This is a genomic window from Bradyrhizobium murdochi, from assembly GCF_000472965.1.
Lineage (GTDB): Bacteria > Pseudomonadota > Alphaproteobacteria > Rhizobiales > Xanthobacteraceae > Bradyrhizobium > Bradyrhizobium murdochi.
The window spans coordinates 27,581-52,043 of sequence record NZ_AXAU01000028.1 but is presented as its reverse complement, the minus strand read 5'-3'; the positions used below and the strand labels follow the sequence as shown (position 1 = coordinate 52,043).

General features: G+C 56.1%; 17 protein-coding genes and 1 pseudogene. 11 read left to right on the top strand and 7 right to left on the bottom strand.

Annotated elements, in window-relative coordinates; all coding sequences use genetic code 11:
- The first annotated feature begins 37 nt into the window (after window positions 1-37).
- The 3 genes from YUO_RS0133400 to YUO_RS42510 all read left to right on the top strand — a co-directional run bounded on the left by YUO_RS0133400 (window position 38) and on the right by YUO_RS42510 (window position 4,413).
- Window positions 38-1,732, top strand: a complete 1,695-nt coding sequence (locus YUO_RS0133400) for a heparinase II/III family protein (RefSeq protein ID WP_198028138.1) — start codon at window positions 38-40, stop codon at window positions 1,730-1,732.
- Window positions 1,729-2,997: a nucleotide sugar dehydrogenase gene (locus YUO_RS0133395; protein ID WP_028351132.1), complete on the top strand. Its 1,269-nt coding sequence runs from the start codon at window positions 1,729-1,731 to the stop codon at window positions 2,995-2,997. Before YUO_RS0133400 ends, YUO_RS0133395 begins: the two co-directional genes overlap by 4 nt.
- Before the next feature lie 84 nt (window positions 2,998-3,081).
- Window positions 3,082-4,413 (top strand): glycosyltransferase family 4 protein, encoded by a 1,332-nt coding sequence (locus tag YUO_RS42510; RefSeq protein WP_083754816.1) that lies wholly within the window; start codon window positions 3,082-3,084, stop codon window positions 4,411-4,413.
- Window positions 4,414-4,560: 147 nt separating this feature from the next.
- On the opposite strand, the gene YUO_RS0133385 is transcribed toward YUO_RS42510, so the two are convergent.
- Both YUO_RS0133385 and YUO_RS0133380 read right to left on the bottom strand, forming a co-directional pair.
- Window positions 4,561-5,508, bottom strand: a complete 948-nt coding sequence (locus tag YUO_RS0133385) for an aldo/keto reductase (protein ID WP_083754815.1) — start codon at window positions 5,506-5,508, stop codon at window positions 4,561-4,563.
- Window positions 5,501-7,165, bottom strand: a complete 1,665-nt coding sequence (locus tag YUO_RS0133380) for a GMC oxidoreductase (protein WP_028351130.1) — start codon at window positions 7,163-7,165, stop codon at window positions 5,501-5,503. Before YUO_RS0133380 ends, YUO_RS0133385 begins: the two co-directional genes overlap by 8 nt.
- Window positions 7,166-7,535: 370 nt before the next feature.
- Here YUO_RS0133380 and YUO_RS0133370 point away from each other — a divergent pair, with 370 nt between their 5' ends.
- The 3 genes from YUO_RS0133370 to YUO_RS0133360 all read left to right on the top strand — a co-directional run bounded on the left by YUO_RS0133370 (window position 7,536) and on the right by YUO_RS0133360 (window position 10,936).
- The gene (locus YUO_RS0133370) at window positions 7,536-8,822 is read left to right on the top strand and encodes a hypothetical protein (protein ID WP_028351129.1); all 1,287 of its coding nucleotides are present in this window, start codon (window positions 7,536-7,538) and stop codon (window positions 8,820-8,822) included.
- Between the two features lie 527 nt (window positions 8,823-9,349).
- A complete protein-coding gene (locus YUO_RS42505) occupies window positions 9,350-10,096 on the top strand; it encodes an FkbM family methyltransferase (RefSeq protein ID WP_051379767.1) in 747 nt (248 codons plus the stop codon).
- A gap of 36 nt (window positions 10,097-10,132) precedes the next feature.
- Entirely contained in the window at window positions 10,133-10,936 is an 804-nt protein-coding gene (locus tag YUO_RS0133360) for a class I SAM-dependent methyltransferase (protein WP_028351128.1), read from the top strand.
- 903 nt (window positions 10,937-11,839) lie between these two features.
- Here YUO_RS0133360 and YUO_RS42500 read toward each other — a convergent pair.
- On the bottom strand, window positions 11,840-12,631 hold the full coding sequence (locus YUO_RS42500; protein WP_051379766.1) for a Crp/Fnr family transcriptional regulator: 792 nt from the start codon (window positions 12,629-12,631) through the stop codon (window positions 11,840-11,842).
- A 1,182-nt stretch (window positions 12,632-13,813) separates the two neighbouring features.
- Between YUO_RS42500 and YUO_RS0133345 the strand changes: the two genes are divergently transcribed.
- Window positions 13,814-14,440, top strand: coding sequence for a class I SAM-dependent methyltransferase (locus tag YUO_RS0133345; protein WP_028351127.1), 627 nt, complete (start codon window positions 13,814-13,816; stop codon window positions 14,438-14,440).
- Between the two features lie 127 nt (window positions 14,441-14,567).
- Here the strand turns inward: YUO_RS0133345 and YUO_RS44085 are convergent, their stop codons facing one another.
- The gene (locus YUO_RS44085; RefSeq protein ID WP_198028137.1) at window positions 14,568-15,290 is read right to left on the bottom strand and encodes an FkbM family methyltransferase; all 723 of its coding nucleotides are present in this window, start codon (window positions 15,288-15,290) and stop codon (window positions 14,568-14,570) included.
- Between the two features lie 658 nt (window positions 15,291-15,948).
- On the opposite strand from YUO_RS44085, the gene YUO_RS0133330 reads away from it, so the two are divergent.
- From YUO_RS0133330 to YUO_RS0133320, 4 genes are all read left to right on the top strand, one after another.
- Window positions 15,949-17,316 (top strand): hypothetical protein, encoded by a 1,368-nt coding sequence (locus YUO_RS0133330; protein WP_156908876.1) that lies wholly within the window; start codon window positions 15,949-15,951, stop codon window positions 17,314-17,316.
- Window positions 17,316-18,992, top strand: a complete 1,677-nt coding sequence (locus YUO_RS45400; protein ID WP_083754814.1) for a GMC oxidoreductase — start codon at window positions 17,316-17,318, stop codon at window positions 18,990-18,992. Before YUO_RS0133330 ends, YUO_RS45400 begins: the two co-directional genes overlap by 1 nt.
- Window positions 18,989-19,948 (top strand): aldo/keto reductase, encoded by a 960-nt coding sequence (locus YUO_RS49110; protein WP_083754813.1) that lies wholly within the window; start codon window positions 18,989-18,991, stop codon window positions 19,946-19,948. The genes YUO_RS45400 and YUO_RS49110 overlap by 4 nt, the downstream gene beginning before the upstream one ends.
- A gap of 156 nt (window positions 19,949-20,104) precedes the next feature.
- On the top strand, window positions 20,105-21,334 hold the full coding sequence (locus YUO_RS0133320) for a DegT/DnrJ/EryC1/StrS family aminotransferase (protein ID WP_083754812.1): 1,230 nt from the start codon (window positions 20,105-20,107) through the stop codon (window positions 21,332-21,334).
- Between the two features lie 787 nt (window positions 21,335-22,121).
- Here the strand turns inward: YUO_RS0133320 and YUO_RS42490 are convergent.
- From YUO_RS42490 to YUO_RS49100, 3 genes and pseudogenes are all read right to left on the bottom strand, one after another.
- Window positions 22,122-23,543, bottom strand: coding sequence for an exopolysaccharide biosynthesis polyprenyl glycosylphosphotransferase (locus YUO_RS42490; RefSeq protein WP_051379765.1), 1,422 nt, complete (start codon window positions 23,541-23,543; stop codon window positions 22,122-22,124).
- A gap of 35 nt (window positions 23,544-23,578) precedes the next feature.
- Window positions 23,579-23,740, bottom strand: a complete 162-nt coding sequence (locus YUO_RS49105; protein WP_430649581.1) for a WecB/TagA/CpsF family glycosyltransferase — start codon at window positions 23,738-23,740, stop codon at window positions 23,579-23,581.
- Between the two features lie 32 nt (window positions 23,741-23,772).
- A pseudogene (locus tag YUO_RS49100) lies at window positions 23,773-23,994 on the bottom strand (WecB/TagA/CpsF family glycosyltransferase); the annotation flags it as partial.
- Window positions 23,995-24,463: the final 469 nt, after the last annotated feature.

Here is a 24,463-nt window from a genome sequence, read left to right as displayed (position 1 = left end):
ATTGTATTATCGCGTATGGTCGCGCGGGCAGTGGGCAATGGCCGGGAAGTTTCCCACGCTATTCCATAGATGGGTTAAAAAAACAGCCCGAGAGCTTCCTGATCCAGAATTTCGCGATCCGCTGCTTCACGCGGCAAAGCATGTTCTTCACATGCAGAATTGCCTTTACGGCGCGCACCTCGCGGAGATCGCAGAAGGGAGATTCCGCTTTCTCGGCAGGACGATGGATTTTGGCGGGATCGATCGCATCGCGTGGCGCATCGAAATGGGCGAGGGCAACAATCGTCTTTGGCGGATGACGTTGTCGTATCTGGGTTGGACGGTGCCGCTCCTCGCCCGAGGCGCTGCGAGCGACGTAGCCATGATACGTCGGACAATCGATAGCCTCGTGGCCCAGAACCAGTGGGATGTGCCGGGTGTATTCCGAGACGTTTGGCATCCGTATTCTGCAAGTCACCGCCTGATAAACCTGCTTGCCGGACACGCACTCTTGCGTGCTGCGGGCGGGCGCCATTCCGATGACCTCGAGGCTTTGCTCGAACACGCAAAGTTCTGCGCTGCATTCGTCCTGTGCAATCTGGAGCGCGACCTCCAGTTCAATCATCTATTGAAGAACTACGTAGCGCTGTCGATGTATCGCGCGGCCCTCGGGCAGAACACGCCTCGCTTGGAATTCTTGGAGCGCGCGATACGACAGACCCTTGATCAGGTCGTGCTGAGCGATGGCGGCCACGCCGAAAGATCGCCGATGTATCACGCACTGTGCCTGGTCGACCTCCGAACGTTGAAGGCGGCCAGCACGCCGGTTGATCCCCCTTGGCTGGAAGCAGCCATTTCAGCGATGCAGTCGGCCCTTGGCGTCATGTGCCATCCGGACGGCGACATAGGCCTGTTCAACGATTCATGGATCGGCGAGGCTCCATCGGCGATCGAACTTGCACCGCCGCCGGCGGACGGGCGGCTCGCGTTACCGGAAACCGGATACATTCGACTGTCCGGTCAGAACGACGCCGTCATTTTCGATTGCGGCCCCTGTGGTCCTGATTCCAATCCGGGGCACGCTCATGCAGATTTTCTCAGCGTTGAACTTTCGATCGCCGGCAAGCGGTTCCTTGTGGACCTCGGTGTGCCAACATACTCACAGGGCTCTGCGCGGGACGATTGCCGATCCTGTTCCCGTCATAACGGACCGCACGTCATCGACACCGAGCCGATCGAGTTTTGGGGGTCATTCCGTGTCGGACGTCGAGGGTCGGCACATCCTCTAGAGGATCCGACGCTCGGGGGTGTGGCACCATTGTGGGCGGCCGGATATCAAAATGGCTTTCGTCCGGCAGGGGTTGATGTGGCGCGCTGGGTTGGACTGTGGCCCGGGTGCGCTTTGCTCATCGTCGACGTCTGGCGCGGTGTTGAATCCGCACGTGCAGGCGTTCGATTCCTGGTGCCGGGGACGTGGTCAGCGTTGCCGTCCAGCGCATTTGCAGCTGGCGGAGTGCAGGTAAGCCTCGGCGTCCTCTTAGGAAAAGCACCGCATATCGAGAGCGCCAAGTGGTGGCCGAAATTCGGTGAGGCGCAATCTGCGCACAGCGTATTCATACATCCATCACCGGACTGCGATGGGTCGGTCGCGGCGACTTTGTGGACCTGGGGCGAACGAGCACCGGCAAGGCTTATTGAAGCTTGCGCCATAGCAAGGACCTTGCTTGCACACTGCCGAGGGCATTCGCCATGAAAATCGTCGTCTGCGGGCTAGGATACGTAGGCGTGACAGTTGCAGCTTGCATGTTACGCAAGGGCGCCACAGTGGTCGGCGTTGACGTAAACTCCCAAAAAGTAGAGATCGCTAACGCGGGTCGTTCTCCCGTGAAGGAAGCCGGGATACACGAAATCTTTGCGAGGGCTAGAGCTGAAAGTCGACTAACCGCTGCAACGACGCTTGGCAGTGCGCTCGCGGACGCGGACGTCGTGGTCGCGTGCGTCGGAACTCCGAGCTGCGGGGACGGCTCGCTCGAACTGTCTTACGTCTCTTCGGTTTCGGAGGAGATTGGTATGGCCGTCCGGCATCGATCATCCCAATGCCGGCCGCTGCTGTGCCTTTTCCGATCAACAATGCTGCCTGGCACCATGGACGCGGTAGTCGTGCCCAAGTTGAGCGAAGCGGCAGGAGAGCCACCCGGTCATCTTTATGAGCCGGTCTACAATCCGGAGTTTATGCGCGAATCGACCGCTATTGCAGACTATTTCAACCCTCCGAAAATTGTCGTCGGCGAGCGATTTCCTGGCGCAGCACAGGAGCTGTATGGCATCTACGATGGGATCGATGCGCCCGTATTCAAAGTGCCGTTTGCCGTGGCGGAGATGGTCAAGTACGTGGACAACTATTTCCACGCACTCAAAGTCTCCTTTGCCAATGAAATTGCGAGATTGGCGCTCGCTGCCGCCGTTAACCCGCAAGACGTAACACGCATCTTCTTGTCGGACACCAAACTCAACGTCTCCTCTTACTACTTGCGACCGGGCAATGCGTTTGGCGGATCCTGTCTTCCCAAGGACGTTCGTGCTCTCGGCGCATTTGGGCGAAAGCACGGAGTGAACGTGCCGCTCCTGCAGAGTGTGATCGCCAGCAATACGGCTCACAAGTCGTTTGTAGCGCGCTTGGTTCTAGCGCGCGTGCCGAAGGGGTCACGCATCCTGCAGTTGGGGCTTACGTTCAAGCCCGATACGGACGACCTGCGCGAAAGTCCGCTGGTTGAACTGGCCGCGACTCTGCTCGAGGAAGGATACGATCTGTCTCTGTTCGAACCGGACCTCAAGCCGGAGCAACTCATCGGCGCCAACCTGGCGTTTGTACGCGCGAATTTGGCGCGACTGCCGGGACTTCTCGTCACCGATTTCGGGCGCGCGGCGGCAAAGGCGGACCTCATCGTACTCGGAAAGGCGATGCCTGGCATCAAACTTCCGACCGGCAAGCAGGTTCTTAATCTCTATCGCTTGTAGGCAATTCATTGGGCGGCTGGGGTCGGCGAGGTTTGTAAATGCTGCGGACGTTGGCTGCAATATAGCCTCCGCCGTGGAGTTCAAATGGTGGAGACCATGGCACCCAACACAACGTTGCCCTCATCCATGAATGTCCTGCCAGCGGCCCATCGGCTGAGAATTGCTCTTGTGTGCAGCCGGTTGCCGTTGCCGATGACCCGTGCAGATCAATTGACCGTCGCGCACCTGATTTCGTACTTGGCCGCGCGCGGTCACTCCTTAGACCTATTCACGCTGGACACGGGCGAGAAGCCGACGCCTGAGCAAAGGGCATGGCTGGATCAGCGCTGTCGGCAACTTCTTGTGTTCCGACAGCCCATGGCGCGCTGCATTCTCGGGCTAATCCGGGCTGTCGCAGTCGGCAAACCGATGCAGGTCGGATGGTTTACCAATCGCGCTCATATCCGTGCCGTCCAGCAAGCCATCTCCCTCAGGGAATACGATGTCGCCTACGCCTATTACATCCGCAGCGCCGAAGCGCTCCGCGCGGTCTGCCCCGTTGATGCGGAACCCGATCTAGGCCGCCCTCCCACGATACTTGGCATGCAGCTGTCGCAGTCACTGAATACGCGGCGGCTTGCGAAGGACTCCGGCAGGCTGCGAGACAAGATCATATATGCGGTGGAGCAGGGCCTGGTACGTCGCTACGAGGCCAATATATGGCGCGACTTCTTCAGGACGGTCCTCATTAGCGAGAGAGATGCGGAAGAAATCCGCTTGGCCTGTCGCGAAAGGTCGGTGCCAGAGATAAGCAATTACATTCTCTCTCCGCACGGTGTTGATACGAGCCGATTCCGGCCTCGTCCAGACATCGACGCCGATCCAGCCACGCTGGTCTTCTCCGGCGTAATGGGGACCAACACCAACATTCACGCTATCACCTGGTTTGCCGAAAACTGCTGGCCCCGCATAAGAGCGGAGATCCCGGGCACGCACCTCCTCATTGTCGGTCGGCGGCCGGCGCGCGAGATCGTCCGCCTTGCTGCTCACGACCGCGCAATTACAGTGACCGGCGAAGTTCCTGATCCTGCAGAAGACATTGCGCGCGCGACAGTCTGCATCAATCCTATGCAGATTGGGGCCGGCATGCAGAACAAGTTAATCGAGTACATGGCCTGCGGCAAGGCGGTCGTAACAACGCCGGTGGCCAATGAGGGGATTCATGCAATTTCCGGAACGCACCTCCTCGAAGCCGCCGGTGCCGAGGCATTTGCGGATGCTGTCGTCGCGCTTCTGCGCAATCCTGAGATGCGGGCGGCTCTAGGAAAGAGCGCACGCGAGTATATCCAGCGCTATTGGACATGGGAGAAGCTGTTTTCCGAACTTGAATCTGAGATGTTGGCGATGGCTTCCCGTGGTCTCGCAGCGACCGCGTGATCTTTCAAGGCATTTCGGCTCCGCACAACAGTCGGAGTGTTTCCAAAAGCGGGACCGCGTCGTCTCGCGCGACGTACCGCGTCCGCACCTTAACGCTCATCGGCAGTCGGTCGAAGCAACCGGCTGTACACCAGCATTCAGCATGCGCTAGCCCCCTGCGGCACTTTCGCTGCTCAGGAATGCAACGACGTTGTCGACATAGTCTGGAGTGTCGCCGCACGCAATCGACCAATTGATCTGAGCGACGCAACGCCCTATCCGCGCCGCGTGACGGGATGAAACGAGAAGTACCGAACGCGGATCCGCGGCCAGTGCCAACGTTGCCAAGATGGCCGGGTGGGCCTCGGAATCAAAGAAGTCGTATCCATAACGGCTGGACAGAGCACTTGCCGTTGCGGATCTGGTGGCAATCGCAGTTTGCAACAGCGGGAGACCATAACGCAGCACGCCATGAACCACACGCAATTCCAAGTTATTGGCAGGGAGGGCATCACCTGGCGCGTAGCGATGCTGCCAGACATCCCCGTAGCGAATCGAGTGTTCGGCAGGTTCCTGCGTCCCGGTACCTAACAGACGAACCGTTCCCGAGGATACAAATCGATCTAACTCTCCGAGCAGTTCAGGCGTCATATCGCCGGTCGTAGGCTCGTGTAACAGCAGGACGTCGACCCATTCGGTCTTCAGCCTTCGCAGGCTGTCCTCGAGGGAGGAGCGGACTTGGTTGGGATGGAACAGCCCGGTCGTTGCAAGAGCCTGTGCCTGGCGTAAGGCGAACTGCTTGACCGCCGGGAGCCGCAGCGCGACGGGGCGCAAGGTTTTGCGCACCAATGAAAACAGACCGGGGAGCTTGGGCCGGGCAATTCCGACCTTCGTGGCCAGGATGAAGTCGTCACGATGCGAGTGAACAAGATCGCCAACGACATTTTCGGCAAGCCCGTAAAGCGGCGCGACATCGACGTATCTAATTCCCGCTTCGTAAGCTGCTTCGAACACGGCGATGCTCTCCCGTAGGCTTGCGCCGCCGATCAATCCTCCGCCGCCCAATCCTATCCGGCAAACTTCAGCAGCCGAAGCGGGTATCTTGACCTTATGCATTTCGGTAACTCGTCAGCCGGTCACACAAGCGAAGTGCAAGCGCTAGGGCGGTATAGGTGCAATTTGCATATCCTGACGTGGGGAAGGTGGCCGCGCCCGCTACATGAAGGTTGGCGGTACCGTGAACCCGAAGATCGGGGTCTACTACCCCGCCATCGAAGGTCGGCGCCATCCGCAGCCCCCCGCATTGGTGATAACTATCGACGCATTCGTCCAGTATTGAAATGTCGCGCGCAGCGATCTTCGGATGAAGCTGCATGTCCGCGATCCCTATCCTCGTCAAGGCATCCCGAACAATCTCGCAGAACCGGGCTATCGTATGGATCTCCCGCCCATCAATCCTCCAATCGAGGCGCACCCCGGGCATCCCCAGGCAATCACGTCGCTCACTATCCAACCTGATCGCACTTTCGCGGAGGGGCACCTGCTCGCAATTTATCAGCAGTCGAATGCCCCTATCAGAATGATTGAAAATCCTGTGCTCTCGAAAATAGCGGCGGATCAGCGGACCCCAGATCTTGACCAACGCCAGGCTATGACGTGGGATCGTTCTCAGGTTTGGCGGGACGGCTCCGCGTAACACTGACGAGACGAATAGCTTTACGTTATCGATGTGGTGCTGCAACGAAGAGTCAAACTGCAAAACACCGCCGATGTTGAGCAGCTTTTCGGCCTTTTGCACACGCTCTGCCAAGCGCAGTTTGGGCTGGTACTTGTGGCCGGCAAGCAGGATGGAGTCAAAGAGGTTGTCGAAGCTCTCGGCTCTCTTGCGAACTAGCCGGGCTGCACTGATTTCCAGATGATCCTGGAAACAACATCCGAGCCAGCTGTTGTGGCCCCAGGGAGCTTCTCGATCATTCTGCGCGGAACTCAGCAAGAGCCGGGTGGCCTCGATAGTCCCGCAAGCGATCACGAATTGCTTGGCCGACACTCGAGCTTGCCGCCCAGTGATCGATTTGATCACGACCGTCTTTACGCAATTTGTCGCCTTGTCAAATACGAGATCGGTGACGATCGCATGAAGCAACAGCTTCAGATTCGAACGGCTCGTAAGCTCGTTCCGAAATAGTCGCGCCAGATTTCTCTCGCGCAGGGATCGCGTGAGCACAACTTCGATCGCGTCATCAAACACCGGCGCGGCAGCGCGGGCCTGTTTCCAGACATCTCCGTCGCAGTCGATACCAGGCTTGACCCCGAGGAAGTCGGCCGCACGGTCATAATAGGGCGCTATGTCTTGGAGCTTCAGCGGCCATCCGCTGTTCTCGACCCATTCTCGGTGCGCGAAATCGATCGAAGTGTAAGGCAGTAGCGTTCCGCCCCAGACGATACTGTTTCCGCCGAGTACGCGAATGCGGGCGTGCGAGAGTCCATTGTGAGGATGCCCGTCATTGATTCCGACGTTCAGTTTTTGTGCGACCGCATCGACCGTTCTTCCGCCGGCTTCGAGCACAACCACCTCGTGCCCGGATCGCGCAAGCTGAACGGCTACAACAATTCCGATCGGGCCGCCTCCGACAACAACGATGTCACAGGCGGGCAGCTCCGTGGCCGATATCTGGTCAAGCTCGAAAATCACGCCAATGGTAACCTCCGCAAGCGTGAACGCTCGGCGCGGTGCCTCCGAACGGCGCGAACGCTCAAAGGATTCGACCAGCATTCTTTGGGTAGGCCGATTATGCCAGCGTATGAACGAAGCATCCGGCGCTCACCGATGATCGGGGAGTGCCCAATGGTGGTGAATTCTAGACGGCAGTAGATGCAAGTGATTATCCACACGACTACGCTCCAGGCGACACTGCATGGTCAGGAGCATTTTTTGACTATAATGAACCTTTAGCCGCCAATATAGTTCCATTCATGCGAATGGTCGGTCGCCCATTCAAGGCATGACTGGTTGCAACGGCGGACAGGAATCTGCTCACCACGACTAGCGGTCGGCGAGCAGTATCATGCCGCGGATGTGCATGGACGTTGCGGTTATTTTTCGATTGTGCGCATCGTCGGCAAACGCGAGCCGGAATGTAAAGATGAACATTTATACGTATCTCACATTAAAGGCATCCAACACCGTTTTCCAACTCGCGTTTGGAATTCTCACCACGTACGTCTTCCTGCGGACCTTCTCACCAGATGTGTTTGCCGCGTACATTTTGATTTCTGCTATAGGCGCTTATTCGACTCTAGCCGATCTAGGCTGTTCAAATCTTATCTACGTTAGTATGCGGAAGGCGTATTTGGATGGCGAACATCTGGGGACAGCTTTGGAAGAGGCGTTGGCGGCGCTATTTACATTTGGCGCGGTAGTTCTGCTCGTGCTTTTCGTCGTCGGTGCATTGATTATAGCGAACGTCATTGATAACCATGGTAGGCCGCTGAATCTCATCCTGTACTTGCTGTTTTGGCTGCTGCTGTTGCCGTGGAACATAGTGAGGACCACGGCGAATGCCGTCGACCTTTATGTCCCTTTCGAAGTCCTCGAGTTGACGCGCCACTTGGTGGTGACCGCATTCTTGATAGCGCTTTTGGCGCGGCTTGAGGTCCGAGAATATCTGATCGCGGTAAACGTTGTTTGGGGGGCTTGCTTTATGATCGCGGCATTTTACGGTCGCCGCTTATTGGACGAATTCGGCGCCGGCAAAGGCTCGATCGCCGCAGCCGTCGTTCGTCTATATCGTGATCGGCTGGCCAGCGTGAAGGCCGTCGCTGCTTTCAACGTGAGTGCATTCACCATCTATGTCTTCCCATATTTCATAATTCCTGCCATGTCGTTTCCCAGGGATGCTCTGGTAGTATTTGATACGTTTTACAAGGTCGGACGCTTTGGCGCGACTGCATACCGAGTGGCCGCAGATGCTTTCCTGCCAATGCAGACACGGGCAGTGCACGAGGGCAGAACGCGAGATTTGATGTCGTCGGTTGGGATGGTCTTGGCCTTTCAGTTCGTCATCTTCCTGGTTGGAGCAATTTGCTTATTAGCCGGATCGGATTGGATCTTTCCAGTGCTCCTCAACGGGAAAGTGGAGATTAGCCAGGCGATCGTGTTGATGATGGTGGCAATGCTCTTCTTGGAGCTCTTCCAGCTTACGCTCGAGATAATACTCATCAATTCGGGTTTATTCGAACCGATGGCAAAGTTGTACGTGACCGTGGTGACCGCACTGGGCACGGTTGCTCTTGTAAGTTATCTATGGGAATTGTCTTTCCCGCTGTTTCTTGGAATGTATGTTTTGGTCTACGGGGTTGGCGCAATACTGCACGTTCCGCTTTTCTTGCACTATTTCGGTCGGCAAAATCGCGTCAGCCAGACTGGCTGACTTCCGAAATCTGCGGAGATTATCCAGCTAGCATCGTGGTCGGCCAAAGCCCGCTACGCGTCGAAAAATCGGTCTGCGGCCGTCCCGGGAGCGGCGGCATTCGAGGACCCGCTGCGGAAATTCGGTGAGTTTGGATAGTGAGGCCGCGAACGGCACAACGCCAGGCTTTGGCCCCAGGCCTGAACGGTCTGGGCCGGCCGAATGACAGCGACCGCGCGGTAGCAAGTTCGCGCGCTTGCGTTTTGTGCGCGCTGCCTGGAACTCGTTGGCGTCTAGCGTGTTCCCACTGCGCCGCGTTCCTTGGAGGAACATGCATTGGCCTCTCTCCTGACGAAACGAGCACCAGTTGCGGCGGTTTTTTCGGTCCTGATGACCCGGAGCGAATTGGCTGGGGAATATCAGCTCGGTGACCGCCGAGCGGCCGGTCGCGCGCGAGTTCGTCGGTCAATTTCACGCATGAAGGTGTCTCGCATGCCCCGCGGTCTTCCTGTCGGCGCGCTGTTCGCACGGCAACAGCGGGGGGATTCATGCTGAAGAAGATGGGCAAGTTGCTGGAAGCGCTATCAAACCCGAGTTACTGGAGCGGACTGCGACACGGGGTAGCTCCGACAATAGAGCACAAGTTGGCGCTGCAGGGATTGAACGTAAGGACGGTGCTCGACATCGGCGCCAACAGAGGCCAATTTTCGCTTCTTGCCCGATGTCTCTACCCCGCGGCGACCATTTATGCATTCGAGCCGCTTCAGCGTCCTGCTGAACAGTTCCGCGCGCTATTTGCAAATGACGCTAATGTGCATCTTTTCCAGGTAGGCATCGACGAGGCTCTGGGCGACACCAAAATGTTCCTTGCCAACGATCATCATGCCTCGTCGTCGATCCTGAAAGCGCACAAGCAGTCACAGATATTCGGCTCGCGAGAAACAGGAGAGGAAACGGTTCGTGTCGGCCGACTCAACGACTTTCTACCTCTCGATCGCATACGTCCGCCCTGCTTGCTCAAAATTGACGTCCAGGGCTATGAGCTGCAGGTCATAAATGGCTGTCGTGAGGTGCTGCCCCTCGCTGATTATCTGTACGTCGAATGCTGCTACGTCGAGTTGTATGCGCATCAGGCCCTCGCTCACGAAATACTGCGTCGGCTGGGAGAATTTGGCTTTGCTCTCCGGGGCACCTTCAACCAATACTGCGATCCGGATGAGGGGCCTGTGTTAGCCGATTTCCTTTTCCAATCATTGAAATCGATGGCCGCGGTCCGGGCGGCTTGGTTGAAGTAACGACGCTTCCTCAAGAGCCCCAGGAGCGGACCCGAAATGCTCAAGAGCGACGTTCGCAGCTTCTGGGACCAAGGCTCCGCTGGCGAATTCTGGGCTGTCGGATCGGAGGCGAAGTTGCGCTTCCTTACTGAGGAAAAGTCGCGTTATCAGTTTGAACCTTTCATACCCGCTTTCGCCGACTTCGCCGCCGCAGCGGATCGGGTCGTGCTCGAGATCGGCATCGGCATGGGATGCGACCATCAGCAATGGGCGCGAGCGCGCCCGAGACGTCTGCTCGGCACCGACCTGAGCCGGCGTTCCATTGCCTACACGCGCGAGCGGTTCGATTTGTTCAATTTAAAGTCCGATCTAATATTGGCCGACTGTGAATGTCTGCCGCTATCTTCCGGCTGCGTCGACATTGTCTATTCATGGGGGGTAATGCATCACACCACAGATACCCGGCAGGCGGTTCGAGAGGCCCACCGCGTGCTGCGGCCCGGTGGAACCGCAAAAATCATGATCTATCACAAATGGTCGCTGACCGGCTATATGCTCTGGATGCGATACGGCCTTATGCGATGGCGACCGTGGTTGGGACTCGAATACATCTACGCGAATTTCCTGGAAAGTCCGGGCACCAAAGCCTACACCGTCGATGAAGCACGCCAACTGTTTGAGCAATTTTCCGACGTTCGCATCGCCATACAAGTGAACTACGGCGACCTGCTCCAGAGTGAGGTCGGCCGACGACACCGCGGTCCGCTGCTCAGCATCGCAAAGAAGTTATGGCCTCGCTGGCTGATCCGCAGATTGTTGAAGCGGCATGGCTTATACCTGTTGATCACCGCAGTAAAATAGAGCCGCGCTTCGTCTCCTCGTCCTGCAACGGTTACAGGGATGGTGATCGACAAGGCGGCGAGCTACTCGCCCAAACTGCTTCAGGGGCCTGCCATGAGCTGTTCACGGGCTGAGGCTCGGAGACGCTCAGTTGCCTCGACGGTGGAGGTCGGACCAGCGACCGGCTCGGGTAGGGGCCGGGACAGCCGGTGATACAGATGCGCCACCGCGATCTCTCGCTCGGAATTGCAATGGTATTCCGTTGCAAGCGACACCGAGCCTCGTCGCCATCGGATCCTGTAGCTCACTCTGGCACTCGATGAGAATGTGGAGAACCTCCTTTTCGCGCCTTCTAACAGCGATGTCCACACGACGTCCGCTTCGATCCATTCGCGCTTTGGGACAGGATCAACAAGCGACTTGCGCCCTGCGAGAACGCTTAGGACGCCGCTTGGCGAAACGTAGGCTTGGAACACACACCTTCGTCGGTTCTAGCTGTTCGCAATGGCGCGCCGGCAAGAGGACGCTTGTACTCAATTTCCTATCGTTGATTTCCATCAGCCGGGGGCCGCCCTTCGCAGATGTTACGCCCTCTCCAACTGCAAATGTTGGGTCTGGCGAGTTCGCGACAAATGTGAGTGTCGGCAGCATGCTTGGCAACGACGAGGATGTCGTGAAACGCGAGCAGGCAAGGGTGGTCCCAATAGGGAGAGCTGGCTCCGGCTTGCAGAAGAAAAAAGCTTGCACGTGGACCGGCGGATCCATGCCGTTGTTCTGAGTTCCCGACAAGGGAAGCGCTTGTTAAGAGCAAGGCTGGCATCAGGTAGGTCGATCTTAAGGGCTGCTTGATTGCGAGCCAAGCCGTGATCGAGAACGCGCGCGATCGGCTCTTAGGGTGAGGGCATGACCGAAGTGCTCACACAATCATCGGCCGCCAACTCGGTGCGTCAAGGTGGCGTTGTGTCCGCGGATGAGCGGGTTGATAGTAGAGTCCTGTCCGCGTAGCCGCAGATAGTCGGGGGCAAATCCGGCGAGACGAACCAGCTCATTCCAGTTGGTTATCGTAATCGTCTTTGATTGCCACCGAAGAATATTGGCGCGGCGCAACTCCCGGATGACCCGGTTGGCATGAACTGCGGAAATGCCGCAGGCGGCGGCGAGGCCCGATTGCATGAAGGGTGAAGGAATCCGAAAATCCCTGACTAGGCCAACTGCGCGCAAGCGCGCTGTGACCTCACATAGCAGATGCGCGACGCGCGCCAGCGCATCCCGGCTTCCCAGGTTGACGATGCAGTCGCGCGAGGCGGCGGCGTCGGTGAGCAGCAAGAACAATAACGCGCGCGACATCGACGGCGACAGCGCGGAAATCTCCCGAAAGAACCTGTGCGGCACGGATGCGATCACAGCTGGCCTGAGTGTGACCAGATCGAAGTCGACACGAGGATCGTAGACCGTGTAGAGGTCTGGCACGTCGCCCGGCACGTGAATTGAAGTGATCTGTCCGTGGTGGTTGTCGACATCCTGCCAGCAAAGATAACCCTGCAGCAGTAAACAGCAATGGTTCGGGTGATCGCCCTTTTTAAGGACATGGTGACAACAGCCATAGTTGCAAATGCTGCTCGGCATATTCGCAAGCAGTTCAAGATCACCGGGCGATAATTCGACGATGCTTGCCAAGCGATCGGCGAACCTTGAGAACGCAAATCCAGTTTGCATACTTCTTACCAAACTGCTTACTAAATTGCGTCAGCACGCCGCCCTTGCCTCTACGGATGCAGAGCGGATTATGTCCTTAACCTGTGACACCCCCAATTTCGGGATTGACCGTCGAGGTGGTCGGTACCATCAATGGCCTGTTGGACTCACGGGGGGACAAAAGGTTCCTTTATACATAACAATTTATATCTCTTTCAGTCGATTGGGCGTAACAGCCGCTCTTCCACCGAATGTGGTCAGCAGGGGAACCCGATGATGGGCGGGGCAGCCTGGTCGTGCGAGTAGATGTAACCCGTGTTGGGTGATCGCAGGGCCATCTGTCGCAGCTGCTTTCGTTGGGGATAGTCAACGCTACAGCTTTTCGCTTTCGAGAGCGCCTTCTCCAAGCTGCTCCTCCACACGGGGGCACCGTCGAAGTCCTGTGGAGCGGGAGTTTCCGATGCAGCGGCGGGCCCTTTGCCAAGTGAAGCGCGGTACTGAGAATTATTTATGGACGATAATAAGTACAGTTCCCAGATCGGGCGGCTCGAAGTTGTGAAGACAGGCGGCGGTGCTTGTCCGAGGATGGGAGCTTAAGATCGTCCTCAGGCCGCCGCGCCACCTCCCCGCCGCGGCGGTAGGCTTTTCGCACCCGTTACTGTTCCGATGGCGACGGCTACCCCAAGCCGAAGGATGCCCGGGTAACAAAATGGGCTTCGTACCAGCAAGGATGGTCCCCCAGATTCAGGTGGTGACGCCTGGTCCAGTCGGGCGGGCCAGCAGCGGGGCGATCGAGATCGAGTTTGCGGCTAGGCCCGAATGCGGATCACCGGCGCCGGTCGACGTGGTGACGCCGTCTTGCGAATGTTCGTCACGGGCGCGCCGCTGGCGCCATGCGGTGGCGGCATGCCGAGCGCATCAAGATCATCTCGCGGTCGCCGCCGGCATTGGTATCCTGGAACACTCAGGCGTAGGTAGTGGGTTTCCGACGTAGCGGTTGACGGACAAGAAAGGCTGTTCTTAATTGCCAGCCATGAGCTTTGACTTCATCCAAGTTGACGAGACAGAGCTTGGAGTGCATCGGCGTTTTTTAAGAATTCGTTTCCCGCCGGAAGCATGATGCGAACTTTGCACTAAGAGCGCCGTCTGGCACGCTTGCGTAGGTCGAATAAGCCCCAGTTACCCAACAAGAAGGAGGGTACAGTGGTTGGCATTTCAGAGTTCAAATATAGCGGCGGCTCCCTGAACGATTCCCATCGCTACTTGTTGCCCGCCATTCTGAATATCTTGCACAACACATCTTCAAGCGTTCGGGAGAAATCGCTGTTTGACTTGGGCTGCGGTAATGGATCAGTGGCTAACGAAATTCATAAACTCGGATTCCGAGTTGCCGGCGTCGATCCTTCAACCGAAGGCATCGCGATGGCCAAGCGGCACTATCCGCATCTCAATCTAACAATCGGGTCTTCATACGATGACCTCAAGGGACAGTTTGGAGCATTCTCGTACGTCATGAGCCTTGAAGTCATCCCACTTCTCCATGATCCCAGGTCATTTTCCAGAACCATTTGCGAGCTTCTTACAGATGATGGCTACGCTATGATCAGCACGCCATATCACGGCTATTTCAAGAATCTGGCCATCGCTGCTGTTGGGGGCTTTGACAATCACGTCAACCCATTAATGGACTATGGGTATGCTAAGTTCTGGTCGGTGCATACGCTGAGAACTCTCCTGGAGGAGACCGGACTCCAATCAATCGAATTCGTTCGGGTTGGGCGTATCCCTGCGCTCGCGAAATCGATGATTGCGATAGCCAGAAAGAAATGAGGACGCTCGCAAGATAGGGAAGTGTTACTTCCCTTAAGAGCGTCACGGACGCCAATGGCTCCAAGTCATGGTTCTAGCGGCCTGGGGATCGATGTCGTTGAGCCTGGCAATAGCGATGGCGATGAGGCTATAGATCGCGCTGATTGTTGAGCGTCGATTTTCTTAGACCCGCAACGTGGGAAGCATCGGTCCAGATCACGTCAAAACCCGCGTGCTGCAGAATCTTCTGAATTTCAACCGGAGCAGTTCGCATTCCGCGCTGCGTAAGAGCGAGAAAATGAACTTCTACAAAGACACCGCGTAATCCGGGGGTCCGCAACGTTTCCGTCATGCCCTTCAGCACTTCGAGCTCAGCTCCTTCGACATCAATTTTGATAATCGCCGGTGCATTGAGGGAACACATTGAATCGCCACGTTTTACCGATGTTCGAATGGATGCGCTGTTCCCAGAATGAAAAACTAAGCTGTCTGCGACGGTTGAGCCTCTCTCAGCTACAAAGAATTCGGCCTCTCCATCGAAATCAGATAAGGCAACTTCCTGCAAAATCACACTCGGTTCAGTTGCGAACGAGGACTGCAATTGAGCAAAGGCTCGAGGCGACGGTTCGAATGCAATGACCTTCCCATTGCCACCCACGCGATCAGCAAAAAGCCTGGTGTACAGGCCCACGTTCGCGCCTACGTCCCAGACAAGATCGCCCTCCCTTATGTTGGTCAGAAGCAGATCGCGAAACTTTTGTTCATAGGCCTCGCTGAAAAGTCTTCTGTAGATTCTCGCTATTGGACGAAGAATGTGCAGTTGCTGCGCGAGTGATCGAATTTGGATCAACAGTGGATTTGCGTAATTCACGACAATCTCCATGGTCCCTGGTTCGACTCGCTTTAACGTGGCGGCGCGAGGGGATTTTGGATCGCCCGATGTCAAGCGGGCATCGGCGTCGATCCAAGCACAATGCCCGGGCCGCAGCTTCCGAAGACTTGGGCATTGTGGAAGCGTATGATGACCAGACGAATCCGCTCCCTACGGACAATGTCGATGTCGCGTAGTATATCCAGGAACACCGTCAACGCCTAAAGATGCAAACAGAAGCGCGTGAGGTAGCGTGGCCAACGGTTTGACGCCGACCTCATCGCGACCAATAGTCTGGCCGGGCGCACGGTCATTGCGGACAATACGGCTGGATCCGTGGATTGGCCACGTCGCCATTCAATGCCCGCCGCCGCGGAGTTCTGGCGCCAGAGTTCCATTGGAAGCATCCCCAGCCGGCTCGGCGGACGCTGGTGGAACCCGACGTTAAACCGACCCTAAAACGCGAGCGCCTGTTTTCGATCCTTGGATTCACGCGCAAGCCGCCCTGGACGCTGGTCGGACTCAAGGAACCGATACCGACCGCCTCCGTTATCGCAACGGATCGCGGCTGAGATCCTTCCGGTTTGCGGCGCGTGGCCCGTGCACCAGTTCGGCCGTCCCGCGATCCGGTGCAACTTAGTGTATGCCGGAAAGGCACATGCACGCTCGAGCGCCACCACGCGCGACAACCATCGGTCGTCTCGGCGGAACGCATCTCCGCGTAGTGTTATGCGTTGTCGCGCTACTCTCGCTCCTGCTGTCCATCCATCTTTCGGTCTCAGGAAGTCTTCTGTTCCCCTATGTGGCGGCGTTCGCAACATCTCTCGCTCTGATCTGTCTCGAGTCGCGGCGGCTCTCGACCGGGTTGGTCATCGCCGCCTTCCTTCTATTGACGGCAACCGTGGCGTTCTTCGCTTTGTCGATCCCGTACGCGGTCGACCCGTCACGTCGCCTGCTCTCGCTAGCCCAACTATACGTGGCCCTCATCACCAACTACGGACTTTTTCTCGGATTATCTTCGTTACACTCCCGAACGATTTCCCGCCTGTTCCTGTCTGTGGCCGTCTTCATGCTGATAGTCGCGACATTGGAGGTATATTTCGGGCTGAGACCGTTTGTCGACGCAGTCCGCTCCGTGATTCATCGGGAGTATTACGACGACACGACACGAGACTTGGCGCTTTACGGTGCCGTGCGACCAAGTGTCTTTGCTTCGGAACCTTCGCTCGTAGGCATTTTCTGGGGCCTTTCGCTGTGCGGATGGCTTCTCGCCGATGTGGACAGGTTTGGGATCAGACGACTTGTTGTCGCTTCACTGCTGACCGCATCTGCGGTTTTTGTAATTCGCTCGCCCACCATATTCTATGCCGTCACCATCTGCGTGATCGGGTTGATCGTTGACCGATTGAGAAGAAGCCCTAATCCCGGCGTGCGATTGATCAAATCGGCATCACTGTTTGCCTGCTTCATCGTGGTCATCGCCTCGACCTCGCTGCTCATGCATGCCGCCGACGAGTTCGGAGGATTGATCGAGAACATAGTCAAGGGAGACAGCTTCTACTCTCGTCAGATTGGACCGTACCGTCTTGCGTCCAGCATGGCCGACACCAGTCCTTTCTTTGGTTTCGGATTGGGAGGTGACGCGGAAATGACACCTTACGCAATAGACGCGTTCTCGCCCGTCATCGAAAACATGATCGCGGGTATCGACGCAGCGGACGTCGACAGCGTTCGGGGCATGGGCCTCAATTTCAGAGAGGGCAAGGCAAGTCATCTACTCACAAACTCGTTTTGGCAGTTTTGGATTTCATTTGGCATTCTCGGCGGCGCGATCGTGGTCGCCATCATGGCATTTGCGCTGGCGGAATTGGGCGTGAGCGAAATTGGCTTTGTGCTGCTCGGAGCGACACTTATGGGGCAAACCATGGGAGCCGTCGTGATTGCTCCGGCGTGGACGCCCCTGTTTGTCATCGCCGCCCTTACGGTTGGCTGGGCGCACGCTTCTCCCGCAACAAAGGCGAGCTAATGTTCGGATATTTCTCCGAGCTTGCTTCACTTGCAAACCGCGACGTCTGCGTTGTGGGCGGTGGACCGGCAGGTATCGCGGTTGCGCTTGCTTGCGAGGAGCGTGGGCTCTCGGTTCTCCTTCTGGAATCAGGAAAGGATAAGGTCGACGCTTTTTTTGCTGGCCTCAGCACCGGACATGACATTGACTTGGAGACGCATGCGGCCCCGCATCTGGCTATCTGCCGTGCTCTTGGTGGAGCCTCGAAATGGTGGGGAGGCAGGTGCACGCCCCTCGACGAAATTGATTTTGCGAAACGAGCTTTCGTAGAAGCGAGCTGGCCTATTTCTTACGCAGAATTGGCAATCTGCTATGATAATGCCGCTGAGTTCTTTGGTGTCGCGCCCGCGGACTTTATTGCGCCGATTCCGCCATGGGGGCGATTGGAAGGCGTGCGATTTGAAGATCTAGAACGATGGACGCCTGAAAAGGATGTAAGCAAGCGCCATCGCGAGCAGCTTGCCACCTCGAAAGACATTGTATTAGTTGCCGAAACGACCGTAACCGAAATTCACGTCTCGGAGGATGCTCGACACGTCAGCCGCTTGACCGTTCGCAGTCGGGAGAAATCGATCGCCATCTCGCCTAGATACATCGTTCTCGCTTGCGGCGGTCTGGAAACAACACGTCTTCTGCTGTGGACGCAATGCAAGTTCCCGAAGCTCTTTGGAGGACCTGACGGACCGTTGGGGCGGTATTATTCAGGCCATATTTCCGGCAAGATAGCCAACTTGGTCCTGGGCGACCCCGCCCATTTTGCCGCCCACGACTATTTCCTCGATTCAGGCGTCTTCGTGCGCAGGCGCTTTACATTTCCTCCGGAGGTCCAACGACGCGAGGAGCTTCTCAATATCGCGCTTTATGCAGACAACCCACCATTCCATTCTGCCGACCATCGTGACGGCGTACTATCACTTGCGTGGCTCGCGTTGGCAACTCCGATCTTAGGACGCTTACTTGCATCGGAAGGCGTACGGATCAGTCACCTAGGCCCAGCACCTTATCGGTGGTTTCAACACCTTAGAAATGTGTTGTTGCAGCCTGTAGCAACGTGGGCGAGTATTGTACGCATTCTGAATCAGAGATACTTTAGCACTCCGAGGAAACCAGGCTTTCTATTGTTCAACGAGCGCGGGCGATACGCTCTTCACTACCATGCCGAGCAATCGCCAAATCCGAACTCGCGAGTCATGTTGAGCTCCAGGTCTGACGCATTTGGCTTGCCATACTTGCGCGTCCGACTTCGTTTTAGCGAAGCGGATGCACAAAGCGTCGTCAGAGCTCATTCAATTCTTGACGCAGCCTTGAGGCAGTCAGGGTTGGGCTATCTCGAATTCGGTGAACACGGAGCGGAGTCTCGCGTTAAGCATGTGCTTCGCCAGGCAAAGGATGGCTTTCATCAAATCGGAGGCACGCGCATGGGCTTTGATCCTCAGCAAAGTGTTGTGAACACTGATTGCCGCACGCACGACCTTGAAAATTTGTACATTGCGTCCAGTTCGGTGTTTTCTTCAACCGGCCAAGCTAATCCAACATTTCCCATGGTGGCTCTGGGTTTCAGATTGTCGGCTCATCTCGCAGGTCAAATAGCCAGGGAAAGGGTTGCGGGCAGCAGCAAACATCGTCTTGCTCCATGAGACAGGTCTATTCAAAAGCGCTGGGACGCAACGTGTCGGCAATAGGCTTCGGGTGCGCGTCCCTTGGCTCTCGGATTTCGCCAAGCGGCGGTCGCCGAGCCGTAGAAATGGCTCTCGATTACGGCGTGAGGTGGTTTGACGTTGCCCCTTCATACGGGGATGGACAGGCTGAGGAGCTACTTGGCAGTTGCCTGCAAGGTCAGCGCGATAGAGTTATTATTTGCACCAAAGTTGGCATTGCGCGTCCTAGCCTTTCTTTGTCACAGCGCCTCTTACGGCCTTTAGCGCGAACTGTCGTGTCGGGCATTCCGGCTGCACGTTCGGTTGTAAGGCACGCTCGTAAGTTTCCCCGCCGTACAGCCATTCATCCAGACCTGATCGAAGCGTCCCTTCTGCAGAGCCTACGATCATTGCGGACCGATCATGTCGACGTCTTGGCACTTCACGAGCCAACGCCGGAGGAGGCAGCAGATAAGCGCATTTTTGATGTGCTCGAGCGGTTACTGGACCGCGGACTTATCCGAGCAATTTCTATTGCCGGGCGGCCCGACAGCATTATCGCGTCAGTATCCCGACGCCTCCGCGTCGACTATGCGCAGTTTCAGGATGCACCGCATAATAGAGTCGCCGCTAGATTGCGTTCTGAGCTGCCAAGCGATAGGCGACCTCAGTTTGTCACGCATGGCGTATTCGGGACAGAGAACTCGAACGAAATATCTATGCTGTCGTCCCGAGCATCAGAAACTCTCAAGTTCTGGCTTCAGGAGTACGATCCCAGTGCAACGGAGATTGTAGCGGATCTCTTGTTGCATTTTGCGTTCTCTAACAATCCGGATGGTGTGGTAATAACATCGATGTTTAGCGCGCGGCATATCGAACACAATTGTTCACTTGCGGCGAAAAGCCCGACACCAGAACTCGCAGCCAAGGTCCATTCACTTCTAAGAAACAGATAGAGGGGCTATCGTAGCCGATCTCGCCCTGGTCGCAGACCTTCTGGGCTCTCGATTCTATTTCGTCCACTGCGAGGTATTTTTGTAATAGACGGCTTTTCTACCGATAGGACGGATTGAGCTGGCACGCGAGCGCGGCGCTTAAGGTCCAAAACGGAAATGCAAATACCGCATCAAATCATCTATCAAATTCGATATATCTCTTGTTGGCGTAAGTCCGATCAAGAGGCCGATCAAGCTTTTCGATTTAGACTGAATTCTCTGTTGAGTGGAGGAAGCGCCATAATACCGTTAGGGCGAGCCCGCTCCGGAATCTTTATATTGGTCAAGCAGGTCGTTACAGAAACGCGGCGCAACGTAATTATGTCGCCGTACACTATACCTGACGTCATTAACATGGTGAAGTTTGGAGGGGGCGAGCCAGTTTTCGTCGACTTTCGTCCCAATTCGACCAACGTTGATTTTGGCCACCTCAGGTCGCTCATCGATGAGCGGACCGCGTGTGTTCTGGTCACTCACTATCACGTCCCCCAAGCGGAAACGAATGCGATAGCTGACCTCTGTCGCTCCAGAGGCGTGAAGTTCTTCGATGACTGCGCCATATCTTTGGGCGCCAGTATCGAAGGCAAGCCAATCGGTACCATCAGCGAAGCAAGCGTGTTCAGTTTCTCGGGATTTAAGATACTAAATTTTTTTTGGGGCGGAGCGATAGTGATGCCTCCTGGAGAGATTGCAACGGCTATCGAAGCTGAAGTTGAAACTTGGCCGCGACTGAGGTTCTGGCAGTATCGATTCCAAGCAGAAAAAGTTCTAACGTACCGCTTTGTCACGAGTCGCTTGGTGTTTCCGTTGTTTTTTACATTGCGGCGCTCAATTATTGAGTCGGGCGAGATTGTCGACGTCCTTCCTTTGTCACGCATTGAGACGGCTAGTCTGGACGACACGATTACTAGCCGCCCGGCCCTCGCTGCCTTAGGTGAGTGGAGCCGAAAATTTAGCGATATCGCAGACATACTTAACCACCGTCGCTCGATCGCTGCGGTTTATGATCGTTATTTTCGCCAGATTAGTGTATCGGCTGAGACACCTGAAGAATGTCGCGCGGAGGCTGGATTCGTCAATTATCCGATCATCGTCGGTCGCAATTCGCGAGATGAGATCTACAGGGCGTTGCTAGCCAATAATTACGACGTAGCTTTGTCACTTTACCCGAATGTCCATGAAATGGAGATGTTCACCGATATACCGGGCCGTACCACTAATGTTTCGGAGTTGGTGCGGTCTATCATTACCCTGCCAACGCACACGCGTGTGACGCCCGCATATGCTGAAAGACTGAGCCAGTTTCTGTTGACATTGATCCCGAGCCACTCAGTTCGATTCCTTTGATCGATAGTGTGGATCCAATAGAAAGGCGCATCGGACCTGTGCGCTTGATCTTCATCGACGTGACCTGGACTAGGATCGACATGGCCCCGTTGCAGAGCTGCGCGCCACGCGGCCGCAGGCTCTTGGCCAAGGTCCCTCACGGCCGCTCGCACCATGACCTTCCTGGCGGCATTGCATCGCAACCGGACCATCGGACGCTGCCTCAACCGCTTCACCCGCGCGAATGCACATACTTCGAACCCAGTGGATACGAGCCAACCTCCAATTGCGGAAGCACTGCGTTTGTTGCTATAGCTCGCCAGGAGCTGGGGACAGCAATAGGTCGGTGCAGTTGGCACTTCAGACAGTTCGAAGCGCGCTACTTAAGGTTTGGCTACTGGAGCAATGCATTCGCCCGCAGGCGACCCGCGCTGCCGCAGGGGATGCACGTTTTGGTTGTGCCAAAACCTGGCTGGTCGTCGTGCTGCTCGCACCTTCTATCATCCAAACTGCATCGCGAATTGCGAATCATCCTAGGTCCGGAGCCCTCAGTGGTCGGCTTAATGATCGTCAGCTTCGTCTTGGGTGTGTACTTGGCGCGCTTTAATATTTTGGCTGCAACCGTGGCGAGCATAGTCTGTGCCGCGGTTTCGTTACTTTACGATTTGAGTAGCGAGTCAACTCTCATGCACTCTCTTCTGGCTAGCGTCGGTACGGCATGTGCGCTGCAGGTCGGCTATCTCGTTGGTCAGCTACTCCGGCTCCCGAGAAGATAGTGTTGCCGCCATTCGCAGCGCTCTTGGCGTTGCTAGTAGGCATTCTCATAGCTTTTCTTTGAAAATATAGTCATCACGACAATTTTTAGATCGAAGCCAAAAGACCAATTATCAATGTAGTACAGATCGTGCTCCACACGGGCGCGCATTTTTTCGAAAGTGTCGGTCTCACCACGGAGCCCATTTACCTGAGCCCAGCCCGTAATGCCTGGCTTGACGTTATGACGTCGAGATAGGCGGGCGATCTGACCTTCAAACATTTGATTGTGCCAGACGGCGTGAGGACGTGGTCCGACAATCGACATGTCCCCCCGGATGACATTGAAGAGCTGAGGGAGTTCGTCGATATTCGTTCGCCGCAATATCCGTCCTACGCGCGTGACTCTAGGATCATCCCGGGTTGCCTGACGAGCAATCGCTTGGCCCGCTACCATCGTGCGAAACTTTAGAACCGTTATGGGCTTATTGTTATAACCATGGCGAGTTTGTTTAAACAGAACGGGACCTCGCGAACTCAATTTTATCAACGCGGCCACCATCAGTATCAGCGGCATGAGTAAGAGGCCGGCGGCTGCAGCAACAAACAGATCAAAACTCCGCTTGAGGAAGCGATCCATCACCCAATCGGGTCCTGACGCGCTCTCGAACACGGAGGCATGGCCGAAGCATCCAATTCGGCTACAGCGCATGAAATTCAGCATGCCAACAGGTAGAAGTTGAATCCGAACCGGCATTTCGGACAGCATATCCACTGCGCGAGTAACCGCGTCCATATTGTCTGAATGGAAGAGCAGCAACACCGCTTCACATTGGTGGGTCCGAGTGTCGCGCAGGATCGTTTGAAGCTGAAGCCAAATATTGGTCGAGTCTAGACGATAAACTTGGCGTATCTCGTCCTGCGTGGATGATAATTGCTCGAGGAGTAGGGTCGGTTTCTCGACGTCCGGGAAAACTAGGACCACGACGCCCGGTGAGGTCCAGCGGCCGCTTTTTCGGCCGGCTTCGATAGCGTGCAACAATAGTGCTCGAATCATGATCTGCGTTGGTAAGGCGATGGCCAACTGCGCGAGGAACGTTCCCCTAGAGTAGCTCAAGACCGTCCCACTAATGAACATGAGAGCGAGAAGGAAAACAAAGGCTAAGGCCAATGCGAGCACTCCTCGGTGAAGCGCTTGCCGATTCCATTCCGCACCATGAAGATCGTATTGTCTGTCGGCCAGACAGATTATGCCGTACATCAGCGCCAATTGCGTGCAGATCCATCCGTACGAAATCGTGTCGGGCAGTCCGCCCCAAACAGTTAGATGATATGCAAGAAAGGCTAGGTAGGTAGATACTGCGACGGCCGCCATTTCGGTTAGGGCCAGCATTGCAGCGAGCGCGAGGCGATCGTCGTGGCTCTGACCAATTTCCTTCGAACTCGCCACCGGTCCAGAAAAAGTTGATTGTAGCATGCTGGCCTCCGGCGAAAATCAAGTTCGTTCTGGCACTATTGTTCCAATTCTACCGGATCTCGCCTCTTGCTTCGGACTATCACAGCGCAATGCTCCCAAGAAAATAGAGAGTCGCCTACGTGATAGCGTGAAGCCGAACGCCGAGGCTCCAACCTGAGCCGGTAGAGCCATTCCAAATGAGCCGAGCGAATCCACAACGGAGCGCAGAAGTTCGTCTGCCCATACAATCAAGCAATCCTCCGAGAGTGTTGCCCAGCGTGCAGCCGGTCTCGTCGATATTTCGCGTAAGGCGAAGCTCGTGGGCCGGATTTCCTAAGGCAACAAGCAGCAGGTACGGCCTTGCGGATCGAATGCGTTGGAGTAGAGCGGGCGAATTGAGATCGGCGGATCCGTGTTGAACGCCCACGAGTTGGTGCTGCGAAAGATGCTCTACCAGCGCGGAGACCACCATCCACTCGTCGCACGCAAGTCATTGCCTTCGTAGCGAACGCATCGGCCGTATTCGCGAGCTTGTGAATGTTCGCCCCGTTCTCGATGCAGAATGAACCACTGAGGCGAATATGGCTGAAGGGCTCGTGGTCGGTTTGGCTCACAGCGGCGATCGAAGCGTAAACTCTCACCGACATCGGTGTGATTTCACTAAACCGGTTCGGTTCCAAGGAAGAACCAAAACAGGTATGGAAGAGCCCGCCGTGCGTCGATACAGGCAATCTGCGGCGATGAGATGCTTTCGTTACGGCAAGAAAATTGGCGAATAAATCGGTTGCTTGGACGTGGAAAATGTCAGCGCCACTGGCAGGATATCGGGGTCGTTGCCAACACAAAATCCTTATCAGCTTGACCTGAATGGCCTCATAGGCAGGCAAACGCGCACTGGTCGTGGCGGTGTAAAAGATGCGGTCAAGCATCACTGCTCGTGC

Coding starts and splice junctions, on each gene's coding strand:
- YUO_RS0133330 (WP_156908876.1), top strand. CDS start 15,949: ATGCACGCTCGAGCGCCACCACGCGCGACAACCATCGGTCGTCTCGGC.
- YUO_RS0133395 (WP_028351132.1), top strand. CDS start 1,729: ATGAAAATCGTCGTCTGCGGGCTAGGATACGTAGGCGTGACAGTTGCA.
- YUO_RS42490 (WP_051379765.1), bottom strand. CDS start 23,543: ATGCTACAATCAACTTTTTCTGGACCGGTGGCGAGTTCGAAGGAAATT.
- YUO_RS45400 (WP_083754814.1), top strand. CDS start 17,316: ATGTTCGGATATTTCTCCGAGCTTGCTTCACTTGCAAACCGCGACGTC.
- YUO_RS0133385 (WP_083754815.1), bottom strand. CDS start 5,508: ATGCATAAGGTCAAGATACCCGCTTCGGCTGCTGAAGTTTGCCGGATA.
- YUO_RS42500 (WP_051379766.1), bottom strand. CDS start 12,631: ATGCAAACTGGATTTGCGTTCTCAAGGTTCGCCGATCGCTTGGCAAGC.
- YUO_RS49110 (WP_083754813.1), top strand. CDS start 18,989: ATGAGACAGGTCTATTCAAAAGCGCTGGGACGCAACGTGTCGGCAATA.
- YUO_RS42505 (WP_051379767.1), top strand. CDS start 9,350: ATGCTGAAGAAGATGGGCAAGTTGCTGGAAGCGCTATCAAACCCGAGT.
- YUO_RS42510 (WP_083754816.1), top strand. CDS start 3,082: ATGGTGGAGACCATGGCACCCAACACAACGTTGCCCTCATCCATGAAT.
- YUO_RS0133320 (WP_083754812.1), top strand. CDS start 20,105: ATGCAAATACCGCATCAAATCATCTATCAAATTCGATATATCTCTTGT.
- YUO_RS0133360 (WP_028351128.1), top strand. CDS start 10,133: ATGCTCAAGAGCGACGTTCGCAGCTTCTGGGACCAAGGCTCCGCTGGC.
- YUO_RS0133370 (WP_028351129.1), top strand. CDS start 7,536: ATGAACATTTATACGTATCTCACATTAAAGGCATCCAACACCGTTTTC.
- YUO_RS0133400 (WP_198028138.1), top strand. CDS start 38: ATGGCCGGGAAGTTTCCCACGCTATTCCATAGATGGGTTAAAAAAACA.
- YUO_RS0133380 (WP_028351130.1), bottom strand. CDS start 7,165: ATGCTGGTCGAATCCTTTGAGCGTTCGCGCCGTTCGGAGGCACCGCGC.